This window comes from Mesorhizobium sp. P2_E7 (assembly GCF_056403855.1).
Genome location: NZ_JBFUER010000001.1, coordinates 1,987,408 through 2,002,104 on the forward strand (window position 1 = coordinate 1,987,408; position 14,697 = coordinate 2,002,104).

The 14,697-nt window shown below is 63.1% G+C and carries 17 protein-coding genes; 4 read left to right on the forward strand and 13 right to left on the reverse strand.

Annotated features, from left to right (window positions below):
• Window positions 1-6: 6 nt before the first annotated feature.
• Complete coding sequence (locus AC1DYC_RS10050; RefSeq protein ID WP_477301351.1) at window positions 7-315, reverse strand: hypothetical protein; 309 nt, start codon at window positions 313-315, stop codon at window positions 7-9.
• Between the two features lie 4 nt (window positions 316-319).
• Window positions 320-886 (reverse strand): helix-turn-helix domain-containing protein, encoded by a 567-nt coding sequence (locus tag AC1DYC_RS10055; protein ID WP_477405879.1) that lies wholly within the window; start codon window positions 884-886, stop codon window positions 320-322.
• Between the two features lie 152 nt (window positions 887-1,038).
• Here AC1DYC_RS10055 and AC1DYC_RS10060 point away from each other — a divergent pair, with 152 nt between their 5' ends.
• Entirely contained in the window at window positions 1,039-2,868 is a 1,830-nt protein-coding gene (locus AC1DYC_RS10060) for an ATP-binding protein (RefSeq protein ID WP_477405881.1), read from the forward strand.
• A 284-nt stretch (window positions 2,869-3,152) separates the two neighbouring features.
• Here the strand turns inward: AC1DYC_RS10060 and AC1DYC_RS10065 are convergent, their stop codons facing one another.
• Together AC1DYC_RS10065 and miaA are read right to left on the reverse strand one after the other, a co-directional pair.
• Complete coding sequence (locus tag AC1DYC_RS10065) at window positions 3,153-3,944, reverse strand: GGDEF domain-containing protein (protein WP_477405883.1); 792 nt, start codon at window positions 3,942-3,944, stop codon at window positions 3,153-3,155.
• A 131-nt stretch (window positions 3,945-4,075) separates the two neighbouring features.
• Entirely contained in the window at window positions 4,076-5,041 is a 966-nt protein-coding gene (miaA, locus tag AC1DYC_RS10070; RefSeq protein WP_477405885.1) for a tRNA (adenosine(37)-N6)-dimethylallyltransferase MiaA, read from the reverse strand.
• On the opposite strand from miaA, the gene serB reads away from it, so the two are divergent.
• Window positions 5,031-5,918, forward strand: coding sequence for a phosphoserine phosphatase SerB (gene serB / locus AC1DYC_RS10075; RefSeq protein WP_477405887.1), 888 nt, complete (start codon window positions 5,031-5,033; stop codon window positions 5,916-5,918). The genes miaA and serB overlap by 11 nt on opposite strands.
• A complete protein-coding gene (locus AC1DYC_RS10080; RefSeq protein WP_477405889.1) occupies window positions 5,915-6,487 on the forward strand; it encodes a GNAT family N-acetyltransferase in 573 nt (190 codons plus the stop codon). The genes serB and AC1DYC_RS10080 overlap by 4 nt, the downstream gene beginning before the upstream one ends.
• 93 nt (window positions 6,488-6,580) lie before the next feature.
• On the opposite strand, the gene AC1DYC_RS10085 is transcribed toward AC1DYC_RS10080, so the two are convergent.
• The 8 genes from AC1DYC_RS10085 to AC1DYC_RS10120 form a co-directional block, all read right to left on the reverse strand.
• A complete protein-coding gene (locus tag AC1DYC_RS10085) occupies window positions 6,581-6,946 on the reverse strand; it encodes a hypothetical protein (protein ID WP_477405891.1) in 366 nt (121 codons plus the stop codon).
• Window positions 6,947-7,100: 154 nt separating this feature from the next.
• The gene (locus tag AC1DYC_RS10090) at window positions 7,101-8,618 is read right to left on the reverse strand and encodes a DegQ family serine endoprotease (protein ID WP_477405893.1); all 1,518 of its coding nucleotides are present in this window, start codon (window positions 8,616-8,618) and stop codon (window positions 7,101-7,103) included.
• Between the two features lie 143 nt (window positions 8,619-8,761).
• Complete coding sequence (locus AC1DYC_RS10095; protein ID WP_477405895.1) at window positions 8,762-8,947, reverse strand: DUF2065 domain-containing protein; 186 nt, start codon at window positions 8,945-8,947, stop codon at window positions 8,762-8,764.
• Window positions 8,948-8,951: 4 nt separating this feature from the next.
• Window positions 8,952-9,908, reverse strand: coding sequence for a protease modulator HflC (hflC, locus tag AC1DYC_RS10100; RefSeq protein ID WP_477405897.1), 957 nt, complete (start codon window positions 9,906-9,908; stop codon window positions 8,952-8,954).
• A complete protein-coding gene (gene hflK, locus AC1DYC_RS10105) occupies window positions 9,908-11,032 on the reverse strand; it encodes an FtsH protease activity modulator HflK (protein ID WP_477405899.1) in 1,125 nt (374 codons plus the stop codon). Before hflK ends, hflC begins: the two co-directional genes overlap by 1 nt.
• A gap of 154 nt (window positions 11,033-11,186) precedes the next feature.
• Window positions 11,187-11,801: a dimethylsulfonioproprionate lyase family protein gene (locus tag AC1DYC_RS10110; RefSeq protein WP_477405901.1), complete on the reverse strand. Its 615-nt coding sequence runs from the start codon at window positions 11,799-11,801 to the stop codon at window positions 11,187-11,189.
• Entirely contained in the window at window positions 11,798-12,328 is a 531-nt protein-coding gene (locus AC1DYC_RS10115) for a dihydrofolate reductase (RefSeq protein WP_477405903.1), read from the reverse strand. The genes AC1DYC_RS10110 and AC1DYC_RS10115 overlap by 4 nt, the downstream gene beginning before the upstream one ends.
• Complete coding sequence (locus tag AC1DYC_RS10120; protein WP_477405905.1) at window positions 12,328-13,344, reverse strand: DUF4424 domain-containing protein; 1,017 nt, start codon at window positions 13,342-13,344, stop codon at window positions 12,328-12,330. The genes AC1DYC_RS10115 and AC1DYC_RS10120 overlap by 1 nt, the downstream gene beginning before the upstream one ends.
• A 147-nt stretch (window positions 13,345-13,491) precedes the next feature.
• Here AC1DYC_RS10120 and cobF point away from each other — a divergent pair, with 147 nt between their 5' ends.
• A complete protein-coding gene (gene cobF / locus AC1DYC_RS10125; protein WP_477405907.1) occupies window positions 13,492-14,262 on the forward strand; it encodes a precorrin-6A synthase (deacetylating) in 771 nt (256 codons plus the stop codon).
• An 81-nt stretch (window positions 14,263-14,343) separates the two neighbouring features.
• Here the strand turns inward: cobF and AC1DYC_RS10130 are convergent, their stop codons facing one another.
• On the reverse strand, window positions 14,344-14,685 hold the full coding sequence (locus AC1DYC_RS10130) for a winged helix-turn-helix domain-containing protein (protein ID WP_203278662.1): 342 nt from the start codon (window positions 14,683-14,685) through the stop codon (window positions 14,344-14,346).
• Window positions 14,686-14,697 lie beyond the last annotated feature (12 nt).

Genomic DNA, 14,697 nt, shown 5'->3' on the forward strand with positions numbered 1-14,697 from the left:
CCATTGCTAATCCAGTCGAGCTACGCGGCGCCGCTTTCGCGCGGCCTTGATCGCGGCAATGCGGTCGGTGTCTTTCGGCTGCAGGTGCAACCCGCGTTCAAGGATTTCGAGCGTGTATTCCTCATAGGTCAGGCCGAGCTGCTCGGCCTTTGCCATGCGCATCAGCATCACATCCCGGCTCGGTGCCTTCCACGCCTTGGCGTGCGCGGCCTGCCACGCCAGGAAGATGTAGGGATCGCCCTTGCCCCATGGCGGGCCTTTGTAATCATCGAGCGGCGGTCCGCCATTGTCGGAGCGCTTGGGACGTCTTGCCACGATTTTAGCCTCTGACCAGCGCAACCAGATAGTCGGCGGGCTGCGGCCCGACCGCGTCGAACGTGCAGTCCGACGGCGCGCCGAGCGCCAGGCAGTCGCCGGGCTCGAGACTGTGCACGACGTCGCCTTCGGTGAAGTCGAGCCGCCCGGAGATCAGCCACATCTGCTGCTTGATGAAGGCATACGACGCGGCCGGAAAGCTCACCTTGGCGCCGGCCGGCAGTTGCACCCGGATCAGTTCGAGCGGCATGTCGGAGACCGGCGATAGATGCCGCCTGACATAGCCCGTGCCGGGGTCGCGCCACACCGGCTGCTGGCTTTCGCGCAGCAGGCCGCCGCCTTGCCGCTCCGCCCTCGCAATCAGTGTCGACAGCGTCATGCCGAAGGCGGCGGCGATGCGCACCAGGAGCGCCGCAGTCGGGCTGGTCAGGCCCCGCTCGATGGTGCTGAGCATGGCTTTCGAGACACCGGAGCGGTCCGCCAGATCTGCCAGTGACCAGTTCCGCAAGGCTCGTTCGGAGTGGATTCTTCTGCCGATGGTGGAGGAAATGTCATTCGCTATATCAGTCATTTGTCCAATATATCGAAATTCCAGCGTTGGGAAAGAGGCTGGTCGGTTGAATTTTCGTTGATCGGTTAACGCCTGCTACACCATCCCGTCACACGCCACCTTAACCCCATTTGCGTAGGGTCGACGCTCCACGGAAATGGGGATCGGACCGTATGTTTGTCGAGCGCGAAGCCTCCGTCGGAGAACCGACCTCGCAGGAGCGCCGCCGCGCCGAGCAGAACGACAAGCGCATTCTGGGCAATGTCGTGCAGTGCGACGGTGCGCGTGCCACCATCAGCGCCTATGCCGACGACCTCGAAGGCGCGGTCACCGGCCTGTGGACGGTCGGCAAGATGATCTCCATCAATCTCGGCACATCGCGGACCGTTGGCCTGGTCTATGAGATCGGCAAATCGGATCGCGCCTGGAGCAGTGAGGGGCAGAACCCGATCGAGGTCAGCGTCGAACTGATCGGCGAGGTACGCGACGGCGCCGAGCCCGGCGACCGCCCGATCTTCGACCGCGGCATCACCACCTATCCGCACATCGGCGCCATTGCGCATCGCATCCGCAGCCGCGACCTGCAGGCGGTCTACGATCTTGCCGGACGCCATTCGATCACCATCGGCACGCTGTCGCAGGACGAGGCAATCGACGCCAACATCGCCATCGACGACACGCTGGCGCGCCATTTCGCCATTGTCGGCACGACCGGCGTCGGCAAGTCCACGGCGGTCTCGCTGCTTTTGCGCAAGTCGATCGCCGCCCGGCCCGATCTGCGCATCCTCATTCTCGATCCGCACAATGAATTCGCGGCGTCGCTGCCGGAATTCTGCGTCCGGGTCGATTCCAAGACGCTCGATCTGCCGTTCTGGATGTTCAGGCTGGAGGAATTCGCCGAAGTGCTGTTTCGCGGCCGGGAGGTCGTGGCGGAAGAAGTCGATGTGCTGCGCGATCTGATCCCCGCCGCCAAGAACCTCTATCGCAACCCCAGTTCCGGCTCCTATGTGCGGCGCGGCAGCGATGCGCTGACCGCCGACACGCCGGTTCCTTACCGCATGGTCGATCTCATCAAGCAGATCGACGAGCGCATGGGCCTCCTGGAAAGCAAGAACGACCGCCCGACGTTGAAATCGCTGAAGACGCGCATCGAGTCGGCCGCATCCGACCCGCGCTATCGCTTCATGTTCAATTCGCGGCTGATCGAGGACACGATCCACGAGACGATCGGCAACATTTTTCGGGTGCCGCATCATGGCCGCCCGGTGACCTGCTTCGAGATGGCCGGCATGCCGTCCGAGGTGGTCAATTCCGTCTGTTCGGTGCTGGCGCGACTCGCCTTCGACCTCGCTCTGTGGAGCGAGGGCCGGCTGAAACTGCTTTTGCTGTGCGAGGAAGCGCACCGCTACATGCCGGCCGATGCTCGCCTCGGCTTCGCACCGACAAGGCATGCACTGTCGCGCATCGCCAAGGAAGGCCGCAAATATGGCTGCTATCTCGGCGTCGTCACCCAGCGCCCGGGCGAGCTCGATCCGACCATCCTGTCGCAGTGCTCGACCTTCTTCGCCATGCGGCTGGCCAACGAGCAGGACCAGGCGATCATCCGCTCGGCGATCGCCGATTCCTCCGCCTCGACGCTGGCCTTCCTGTCATCCATGGGCCAGCGCGAAGCCATCGCCTTCGGCGAAGGTGTCGCAACGACCATGCGTCTGAAATTCGAGAAACTGGCACAGGAACTGATCCCCGGCACAGCCAAGCGCGACGATCTGGAGTCGGATGTCGACGGCGATGTCGATCTCGCCGCCATCGTCGAGCGACTGCGCAACGTGCCGAAGCCGCAGCAGCAGATGGCCTTCGCCGAAGTGGTGGACTCCAGCCGGCAGGCCGGCGATCCCGACTACCGCAAGCCGGCCACCGCCCAGCGCATCCAGCCCGACGACGATTTCGACATGCGCTACGGCCTCAAGCCCGCCACCTTCGGCATGCGCTCGCAGAACGATTGAGCTTAAACGAAACGTCCTTCTGGCGAACAATTGGAAAGCCGCGTTGGTGTCCAAGCCCGGCTTCGTCGGCCAGCTTAGCTAAATCCCATCAGGGAATTCGTCAGGCTGAGTCGAATGGTGCCGTCTTCGAGAACCGGAGCGGAGCGGACATTAGTCCGTGAGCACCGGCCTACGCCGGCCGTAGCCTTGACAGTCACACCACTCATGAGTGCTTCGGCCGGCGAAGGCCGGAAGCGCAGAAGGCGGCAGCAGGCGGCCAGCCTCACGAATTCAATGATGGGATTTTAGGCGCAGACGCGGTTGCGGCCCTGCCTCTTCGCCTCATAGAGCTGGCGGTCGGCGCGGCGGTAAAATTCTTCGGCCGTTTCCTTGCGGTCCCACACAGCCAGGCCGACGCTGGTGGTGATCTTGAGGCGGACATTGCCCGACAGCACCGACATATTGGCAACTGCCTTGCGGATGCGTTCGGCGAATTTCGCCAACAACTCCGCATCCATGTTGGGCGTGACCACGGCAAACTCCTCGCCGCCGAGCCGCGCCACCACGTCGTGATATCTAGTCATGCCTTTGAGGCAATTGGCGACCGCCCGCAGTACCTCATCGCCGACATCGTGGCCATGTGTGTCATTGACCTGCTTGAAGTGATCGAGGTCGAGGATCATCAGCCCGACCGGCTTCTCGATGCGGCGGAATTCCTCGAGATATTCCCTCAGCGCATCGTCGAAATAGCGCCGGTTCTGCATACCGGTAAGACCATCGGTCAGCGCCGCATGCTGCAGCGTCTCCGAACGGGCGCTGAGCGACACCGTCATCGCCCGCAGCTTGCCCTCTTCCGTCGCCTGCCTGCGGATCAGCGGGTAGATGAAGAAGACGCCGAAGGACAGCGCCGTCGCCAGAAGCACGCCGGTGATGAACAGCAGCGTGTTAAGATAGGCGATCCTCTCGATGCGCGACGCCGTATCCATGTCCTCTGCAATGCCTTGCAACAGGCCATAGGAATGTAGCGTCACCAGGCCTGCGGCGAGGATCACAAAAATAAAGACGAAAAATGCGGATTCCGCCTTGTGGAAACGCATCTGCTCCCCGTTGGAAAAGTACCTGCCGGGTTTATGGCATGACGGCGCCTTACGGACTGTTAATCCAGACAACCGGAACGGGAATGTTCATTTCAGCTTCTGTTTCTTTAATTGTATTAGCAGCAGCAAAATCAAATCGCGGTTTTCGGGTCGTCGCCAGGCTGCAATCTCAGCCATTCCGGGCCGAGCTGATGACGAAACCACGTCGTTTGCCGTTTGGCATATTGCCGCGTCGCGGCCTTGCAGCGCTCGATGGCCTCAGGGAAGCTGATGTCATCCGCCATCGCGGCCGAGAGTTCGCGAACGCCGATCGCCTTCATCGCCGGCAGGTCAGGGTCAAGACCAAGCGCCACAAGCCGTTTGACTTCATCGAGAGCGCCATGGTCGAGCATGCGGTCGAACCTTGCTTCGATCCGCTCTACAAGGGCCGCGCGGTCCGGTTCGATGACGAAGAAACGCGCACTGTCGCGGTCGATCAGCGGCAGCCCGCGCGCCGCTTGCCATTCGAGAATGGAGCGGCCGGAGGCGTCGAGCACCTCGAGCGCCCGCACGATGCGCTGGCCATCGGTCGGCTTCAGTTGCATGGCGACCGCGGAATCCTCGTGCATCAGGAGGCGATGCAGCTTGGCAGCACCCTGCTCCTTGAGTTCGTAGCGCCAGCGGTCGCGCACCTGTTGCGGAATGTCGGGCATTTCCGAAATCCCCTCGGCAAGTGCCCGAAAATAGAGCCCGGTGCCGCCGACGAAAATCACCGGACGTTCGAAGGCAGCGCCATCGGGCCGCAGGGCAAGCGTGCCATCATCGATCAGCTTCATCACGTCGCGCAGCCAGGCGCCGGTGGAGTAGGCGGTGGAGGGATGCACGTGGCCGTAGAGAAAGTGCGGCGCGCGGGCGAGATCGGCGGCCGCCGGCCGCGCCGTCAGCACGTCGAGCACCGAATAGCCTTGCATGGAATCGGTGTTGACGATGATGCCGCCCTTGCGCTCGGCGAGATCGAGCGCCAGCGCCGACTTGCCGCTGGCGGTCGGCCCGGCTATCAGGATCGCGTTCTTCACGCGGCCCTCGCCCGCCTGCCCGGAATTTTCCATGCCGCTCATTGCCACGCTTGTATCCCACCCCGCCAGCCGCGCTGTCTCGGCCTCGCTTGCGAATATGGCCTCACGGTCGGTCGGCGCAAGCGCTGTTCGCTGGCTGGGTGAAGGCATCGCTTGCGATCTGGTGCTGGCCGAAGGAGTTGAAGCCGGCGAGACAACCGCCGCCTTGCGCGCTGCAGTCGGCTCCGAACCCGTCGACGTCATCGTCCAGCAGGCTGACACGCGCCGCAAGACAATCCTGCTCGCCGACATGGATTCGACCATGATCGACCAGGAATGCATCGACGAACTGGCCGACGAGATCGGCGTCAAGGATCGCGTTGCCGCCATCACGGCGCGCTCGATGAATGGCGAGATCGCCTTCGAGCCAGCCTTGCGCGAACGCGTGGCGCTGCTGAAAGGCCTTGATACAGCCGTCGTCGACCGCATCATCGCCAACCGCCTGACACTGGCGTCGGGCGGTCGCGCTCTGGTCCAGACGATGCGGAAGAACGGCGCCTGGACGGCACTCGTCTCCGGCGGCTTCGACGTGTTCACCAGCCGCATCGCGGACATGCTCGGCTTCCAGGAAAACCGCGCCAACCGCCTGATCGAAGAAAACGGGCGCTTTGCCGGCCTGGTCGCCGAGCCGATCCTCGGCCGCGCCGCCAAGGCCGATGCGCTGAACGAGATTTCGGCCCGCCTGGGCCTGACGCCGGCCGACGCCATCGCCGTCGGCGACGGCGCCAACGACCTCGACATGATCCGGCTGGCCGGCACCGGTGTTGCGCTCCACGCCAAGCCGACTGTGGCCGCGCAAGCCAAGGTTCGCATCGACCATGGCGACCTGACGGCGCTGCTCTATCTCCAGGGCTATCACCAGGAGGAGTTTGCCGGATGAAACCGATGCGCACCGAGCGCCTGATCCTGCGCAACTGGGAAGACCGCGACCGCGAACTTTTCCATCGCATCAATTCGGACGAGCGGGTGATGGAGTTCTTCCCGTTCCGCCGCGACCGTGCCGAGACGGATGCCAAGATGGACGAATTCCGGGGCTGGATCGCCGAGGACGGCTTTGGTTTTGCCGCCGCCGAGATTGCCGCGACGGGCGAATGCATTGGCTTTGTCGGCCTCTTGGAGACCGATCACGTGCCGTCCATGCCTTCCGATACGGTCGAGATCGGCTGGCGGCTGGCGCCGGAATTCTGGGGCAAGGGCTATGTCACCGAGGCCTCCGAAGCCTGGCTCACCTTTGGCTTCGAAACGCTTGACCGCGACGAAATCGTCTCCTTCGCCGTCGCGGCCAACCGCCGCTCGACGGCCGTCATGGAGCGCCTCGGCATGAGCCCTGACCCGGCTCGCGATTTCGATCACCCATCCATCCCCGACAGCCATCCGCATCTCAAGCGGCATGTCCTCTACAGGCTGTCGCGGCAGGACTGGCAGGCAAGAAAAAAAGTGGCTCGCTAGCCGTTTTTTGTGCTGAAAACCAATCGATTATCCAGTTTTGTGGACTCCACGGGAGTTCATCGTTGGGAGCTGTCAGGAGCGTCTTTGCATCCGTCATTCAAGCTGGGTTACGCCATATGAGGCCCAGACCATCATCGCCAATATGACGAATACTCCCGCCGTGCCCAGTATGGCGGCCACGCGTCGAGCAGACTCCCCATCCGGCTTGGTTTGTCGGCGAGCCCAGACCTCGAGCAATGCGCATGCGCCGACGCAAACGAACGCAGCGAATATCAGCCAAAGCTCCGCGCCACGAAAATGGTAATAGCGAGGACGCCCTAAGCTCAACTGAAAGGGGACCGCTAAATCGCCCCGCAACACACCGTACGCTGGAATGCCGACCAGCAATGCCGCGATGGCCACTGCCAATGCATCGGCCAGCCTCGGATTGCGGCTGCGCCAGCCGCCGCGCGTTTTCATGGCCTCCCTCCGGCGAGAACCACTGATACATAACAAGTGAAAAGGTTACATTTCCGCAATCGGACTAAGAGAATACACAACCGTTTCGATGCCTCGCATGAGCCATCGGTTCTCCGCCGTTTTCAGCTCAGACTGACCTGAATTTCAACACACCTTAGTCCATCCGGATGGTCACGAACCGCAATTCGCCGGTCTTCGACGCCAGCATCAACAACGCGTTCTTGCGCCCCTGCTCCTTCAGCGCGCCGATCCGGTCCATGACGTCCTTGGGCGTGGCAACCGATTCCTGCGCGATCTCGGTGATCACCTCACCGGCCTGGATGCCGCGTTCGGCCGCGGCCGAATCCTTGGTGACGTCGGTGATGACGACGCCGGAAACATCGGCGGCGATGCCGAACTTGGTCCGCGTCTCGTCATTGAGTTCGCCGACGGTCATGCCGAGCACCGAAGCCGTCGAAACCGCCGGTGCCTTGTCGCCGCCCTTGTCCTCGTCGGTGGTGCCGTCTTCGCCGCTGGCGAGCTTCTCGCCGTCCTCGAGCCGGCCGAGCGTCACCTTCACCGTCTGCTCGACGCCCTTGCGCACGATGATCACGTCGACCGCCTTGCCGACCGGGCTTTCCGCCACGACACGTGGCAGGTCGCGCATTTCATGAATGTCCTTGCCGTCGAACTTGATGATGACGTCGCCGGCGAGGATGGTGCCGTTGTCGACCGGTCCGCCCTTGATGACGCCGGCCACCAATGCGCCCTTTGCGGTCGCCATGCCGAGGCTCTCGGCGATGTCGTCGGTCACCGGCTGGATGCGCACGCCGAGCCAGCCGCGGCGGGTTTCGCCGAACTGGCGCAGTTGGTCGACGACGCCCGAGGCAAGCTGCGAGGGGATCGAGAAGCCGATGCCGATCGAGCCGCCCGACGGCGAGATGATCGCCGTGTTGATGCCGATGACCTCGCCCAGGCTGTTGAACAGCGGCCCGCCGGAATTGCCGCGGTTGATGGCGGCATCGGTCTGGATGAAGTCGTCATAGGGACCGGAATTGATATCGCGGTTGCGGGCCGAGACGATGCCGACCGTCACCGTGCCGCCGAGGCCGAACGGATTGCCGATCGCCATCACCCAGTCGCCGACGCGCATCTTGTTGGAATCGCCGAACTTCACCGCCGTCAGCTTGTGGCCCTTCGGGTCTACCTTCAGCACCGCGACGTCGGTCTTGGTGTCGGTGCCGACCAGCGTCGCCTTGAGCGTCACGCCGTCGGAGAAATTCACCTCGATGTCGTCGGCGTCGGCAATCACATGGTTGTTGGTGACGACAATGCCTTGCTCGGCGTCGACGACGAAGCCGGAACCCAGCGACTGCACCTTTTGCGCGCCGCCATCCTTGTCGCCGCCACGGTTCTTGAAGAAATCGTCAAAAAAGTCCTGGAACGGCGAACCTTCCGGCAGTTGCGGCATCGGCACCGCGCCCGGACCTTCCGTACCCTTCACGGTCTGCGAGGTCGAGATGTTGACCACCGCACCGAGCAGGCCTTCGGCGAGGTCGGCGACCGAAGCCGGTCCGTCCGCGGCCACCGTCGGCGTCACGAAAGCCGGAACGGCAAGCGCCCCGACCATAAGTGCCGCAGCACCTGCGATGAACGTCCGCCGCGCAGCGCGCAGAAGGGTGTTGGATGTCATCGAGAGCCTCCCGGAATTGCTGAAAAGAAAAAGCGCTTCGGCAAAACGCCGCGTCGCGTCATGTTGGCAAGAAATACGGCACATCTGCGGCTATGGCCACATCAGGAGGATAAATCCTCCGTTACGTCCCAAATCAACTGTCTTCAGCCACGCACCAGCCAGACAATGCCGACGCCGATAGCGATGGCCGCCAGCCCGACGATGCGCAGCGCATTCTCCGGCATCGACAGCACTTCGCCGGCAAGCTTCTTGGCGAGGCCGGGAAAACCGCCATAGACCAGGCCCTCCACGACGAGGACCAGGCCTATGGCCGCAAGGAAATCCTGCACCGCCCTACTGGGCGGGTGCAGGTTGCGCTGCCGGCGCGGCGGGAGCCGTCGCCGGAGCGGCAGGTGCCGCCGGCTTTGCGTCCGTGCCATCCGGATTGCGGAAGAAGCGGAAGAACTCCGAGTTCGGCGACAGCACCATCGTCGTCCCGGAATTGTCCAGCGCCGTGCCATAGGCATTCATCGACCGGTAGAAGTCGAAGAAGGCCGGATCGCGTTTGTAGGCATCGGCGAAGGTCGCGCTGCGCTGGGCCTCGCCCTCACCGCGCAGGATTTCCGATTCCTTGCGCGCTTCGGCGACGATTTCCACCACTTCGCGGTCGGCTCGTGCGGTGATGCGCTGCGCGGCCTCTTTACCGCGCGCCCGCAGCCGTTCGGCCTCGGCCAGACGTTCGGCCTTCATCCGGTCGAAGGTCTGTTGCGAAACCTCAGCCGTCAGGTCGGTCCGGCGGATGCGCACATCCTCGATCTGCAGGCCGAGCGACGTCGCGTCGGGCCTGAGCTGATCGCGCACTTCGCGCATCATCACGGCGCGCTCTTCCGAGAGTGCCGCCTCAAAGTCGCGCAGACCGTAGACACGGCGCAGCGCCGCATCGAGACGCGTCCGAAGCCGGGCTTCGGCCAGTGTGATCTGACCGGACACGGCGGAGCGGAACACGCGCGGATCCGAGATGCGGTAAGCGATGAAAGCGTCGACCTCGTAGAACTTGCCGCCCGAAACCTGGACGCGGATGTTGTCGAGATCGAAGCGCAGCACCCTGTTTTCGATCAATTGCACGCTGTCGGCGTCGAAGAAGGCGAAAGGCGCCTTGAAATAGATGCCTGGTTCATTCTTGACGTCGACGATCTCGCCGAACCGCAGCACAAGTGCCTGCTGGCGCGCGTTGACCACGAAGACCGAGGAGTAGATCAGGAACAGAAGCACGGCCGCGATGACGGCGAGGATGGGAAGACGATTGGCCATCACTGGGCTCCTCCGGTCGTGGCGCCAAGGGGCGCGGGCGCCGGGGCCTTCGGCTGCAGTGCCGGCAGCGGCAAATAGGGGACGACCCCTTGCCCATTGCCCTGTTCGACGATGACCTTGCTGGAGTCTTTCAGGACCTTCTCCATCGTTTCCAGATAGAGGCGCTTGCGCGTCACATCGGGGGCCTTGGCGTATTCGTCATAGACCGAGATGAAGCGCTGCGCCTCACCTTCGGCCTCCTGCACGACACGGTTCTTGTAGGCCGCAGCGTCTTCACGGACCTGTGCGGCCTCGCCGCGCGCCTGGCCGAGCTTCTGGTTGGAATACTGGTTGGCTTGCTCGACGAACTTGTCTTCGTCCTGTTCGGCGCGCTGCACTTCGTCGAACGCGTCCGCCACTTCACGTGGTGGCGCCGCGTCCTCGATCGAAACCGCGTTGACGTTTAGGCCAGCCTTGTAGCCGTCCAGCGTCGTCTGGATGATTTCGCGCACCGACGCCGCGATGCCTTGGCGATCGTCGCGGAAGATGTCCTGGGCCGGTCGCCGGCCGACGGCTTCGCGCATGGCGCTTTCAGCGACCTGCTGCAGCATGCCTTCGGGATCGGAGACGTCGAACAGATAGGCCCTTGGATCGGAGACCTGGTAGGCCACCGAGAACTGGACGTTGACGATATTCTGGTCGCCGGTCAGCATCAGCCCGGAAGTGTTGCCACTCGTCGCGCCGCCGCCGCCGATATCGACGAGCTGCTCGGCGATGTTGGCTGTCTCGACGGTTTCAACGGGCCACCAATGGAAATGCAGACCCGGCTGCGACAGCTCCGGCTTCGGCTTGCCGAAGCGCAACTCGACCGCAACCTCGTCCGGCTGCACGGTGTAGACCGCCTTGAACGCCCACAGCACGATCAGGGCGGCTGCGATCAGCGCAAACACGGCCGGGCTGGCGCCGCCGCCACCGGGCAGCGCGCGCCGCAGCCGGTCCTGGCCGCGGCGGATGATGTCCTCGAGATCGGGAGGTGACCCTTGCGGGCCGCCAGGCCCCTTTGGTCCCTGCCCCCAGGGTCCCTGATTGTTGCCGCCGCCGCCCCATGGGCCGCCGCCGCCACCGCTCTTGTCGTTCCAGGGCATGAATGTCCTTTCGCTTGGAATTCCCTCAGCGCCGGCCTTGCGGCGCAAAATCCAGTTGTTCTTCTATAGGGACGCCGCGATGCGCTTTCAACGCGATCCGACACTGCACCGTCCGATTTGGACCGCTGCAAGCAGCAAATTCCAATAAGTCGCCTTATGAATGCGGCGTATTGTCGAGGGGAAGGCACCAAATGGCAAAAAGCGGCTTGGCGTCCGAGCGCATGGCATGAACGATGTCAGGTGGATTGTAGACGACCCCGCCGACCCCGGGTTCATGCCACGCCTCGGCATTCTGCCGCCATTCCCCTTCAGACAGAACAAGGTAAAGCTCTTCCGGCGGATGCCGATGGTCTGGATAGGTCGTATGCGGCGCCATGACCGACACTCCGATCTCGATTTGACCGCTCGGGACGAAACCGCCCGGGCCGACAATGAAGGAATCGGCGTAATTCTCGGCCAGCACCGCCGACTTGCGACGCTCGCTTTGATTGCTCCAGCTGAGATGCGGCTCGATCTCGCGCAGCGCGGCGGCGAGCTTGCCGAGATTGCCGCCGATCGTTTCAAGCTCGGCAAAGCATGCCGGAAGGTGGCGACAAGCCGGCTGGCGCTGGGGTCGCTCACCGCTTGCTTGCGGCGCCTCAAGCGCGGTGTTGCCGAAGATCCACTGGTGCGCAGCTTCACGCGCAGGTTCATTTCCCATACGCGAGCGTATCTCCGCGCTCAGTAAATCCATGAAGGCACCGAGCAGCTGACGCTTGTTATCCGTCATGAGGACACCTGTGTCATTGGCCGGCGGCGCTCGTAGACTGTGTAGCGCGTTGCGTGGCTGTCCTTTTCGCCAGCGGGAAAATCCTCCGAACGGGCAATTCGCCAACTGTCCGGATCGATGTCAGGGAAATGCGCGTCGCCGTCGACCTTGGCCAGCACATGGGTGACATGCAGGCGGTCGGCGAGCGGAAGCGCCTGCGCATAGATCTCGCCGCCGCCGATGACGCAGATTTCATCGACGCCGCTCATGCAACGCCCGCGCACCGTGGCCAGCTGGATCGCGGCTTCCAGCGAGTTTGCTGTCTCAACACCCTCGGCGCGCCAGGCCTTGTCGCGCGTCACCACGATGTTCAGCCTGCCCGGCAACGGCCGCCCAATACCTTCATAGGTCTTCCGGCCCATGATGACAGGCTTGCCCATCGTGTCGGCCTTGAAGCGCTTGAGATCGGTGGACAGCCGCCACGGCAGCCCGCCGTCGCGCCCGATGACGCCGTTCTCGGCGATGGCGACATAGATTGCGACGTCCATCAGTTGGCTTCCCCGGCGCCGTCATCCGACGGCTCCAAAAGCAAAATGTCGATGTCGCGCTCGGGATAGAAATCCTGCGCCGTCGTCTCGAAGGTCGTCGGCCCGACCTTTTTGACATTGTCGCCGCAGAACGAGATCAGCGCTTTCGGATTGCCCTTGTCGACGGTCAGCTTGAACTTGCCGATGCTGCCGTTCGCCCAGTTGCCGCCGGTGGTGAGGATATATTGGATGCGGTTCTCGTAAAAATGCGGATAGCCGTCGGCCTTGGCTGCCTGGCGCACCGCGTTCTCGAACCCGTCGTCCATGCAGAACCGGGTCTTGTAGCTTGTATATTGGCTGCCCTCGGAGAACTTGCCGTCATAGAAGAAACTGACCGAGGACGTGCCGCCGACGCTGGGCTTGTAGCGGTGCGAGACATGGACATCCTTGTTGGCCGGAAAGGTCGAACGCCACCAATAGGTCGAGCGCAACTGCCACCACGGCGTGTAGACCTTGTTCGCCTCAGTACCGTCGCTGCCCGGATCCTCGATGATGATGCCGCGGTTCTCCCAATCCTCGGCGACCGCTTTCGGCAGCTTCGCCAGGGCCGCCTTGGCCGCATCGCCGAATGGATTGAACGGCACGTTCTGCGCCTTCAGATCGGCGCCGATATCGATGCCGACAGCGAACACTTTCTGCTCGAGCTGCGGCTTTGCCGGCGCGCCATCGATCGTCACCTCGAAGCCGAGGAAATTGTCGCTCTGGTTTTCCGGGATGGCCGGCATTTCCTCTGGGTCACCTTCGATGTCGGGCAACGGGAAGGCGACGATGGCATTTACATCCTTGTCGGTGTTGTTGTGGAAGACGTAGTCGACTGTCACCTTTTTCGGCGAGATGAACAGATCCTCGCTTTGCATCGCCACCGCATCGCTGCGCGACAGGATCAGGCCACCGGTGCCGAGTTCGGCGGTCGAATCATTGGCCAGTGCGGGCGCGGCTGAAAGCGCCAGCGCTACAGTCAGAACATATCGCAACATCGAAGCCCCTCGCCAGGAATGGGCGACCCTAGCCGTTTCAATGTGGCGTTTCAAAGCCCTTCCGCTGCCGCACCGGCATCACGACGGTCTGGACACGCCAATCGGCGGTCTGGACTAACAGGTTTCGATCAGGCAGGAGTTCGCCTCATGCGCAAGCTTCTCGTCATCGGCATCGGCGCCGGCAATCCCGACCATATGACCGTCCAGGCCATAGACGGCCTGAACCGGGCGGACGTCCTGTTTATTCCCGACAAGGGCACGAAAAAGAACGATCTTGCCGAATTGCGCCGCCAGATCTGCGACCGCTTCGTCAAAAACCCGAAATCACGCCGCGTCGAATTCGACGTGCCGGTGCGCGCCGAACCGGCGCCCTCCTATCGCTCGACCGTCGACGACTGGCACGAGGCGATCGCCGAAATTTACGAAGGCCTGATCCGCGACGAACTTGCCGAAGACGGTTGCGGCGCGTTCCTGATCTGGGGCGACCCTTCGCTCTATGACAGCGCGCTGCGTATCCTCGAGCGGGTGCGGCTGAGAGGCAATGTCGGGTTCGAGCTGGAGGTCATTCCCGGCATCACCGCCGTCCAAGCGCTCGCCGCCAGCCACAAAATGGCGCTGAACCGCATCGGCGACCCCGTGCTGATCACCACCGGCCGCCGCCTGACCGAAGAAGGCATGCCTGGAAATGCCGGCAGCGCGGTGGTGATGCTCGACGGCAAATGCGCCTTCAACACGCTGGCCGACAAGGATCTGATCATCCACTGGGGCGCCTATCTCGGCACGCCGGATGAGATTGTTGTCTCGGGCCGTCTGGGCGATGTCGGTGCGGAGATCGAGAGAATTCGTGAGGAAGCCCGCGAGAGAAAGGGCTGGATCATGGATACGTATCTGCTGCGCAAAGCAGGCGAAGGCGATTAACCCTACTGCCCTACTGCCCTACTGCCCTACTGCCCTACTGCCCTACTGCCCTACTGCCCTACTGCCCTACTCCTTCCCCCCTCACCCAGCATCAATCTCCGCCTGCAACGCCGCCATATGCGTGGCGGCAGCTGCAGCCGCTGCCCGCTCGATGGCGCGAAAACGGCTGACCACCGCCAGGCCGACCGAGGTCAGCTGCGCGCCACCGCCCTTGCGGCCGCCGGTCTGTGCTGCGACGAGCGGCTTGCCGAACACCCTGTTCATGTCCTCGACCAGGTCCCAGGCGTGTTTGTAGGACATCTCCATGCCGCGGGCGGCGGCCGAGATCGAACCGAAGGTGGCAATCTGCTCCAAAAGCTCGATCTTGCCCGGACCGATGCGCCCGTCGGGATCGAGATTTATCCGCAAGCTCAGCGACGGCATGTTGTGTCCTCC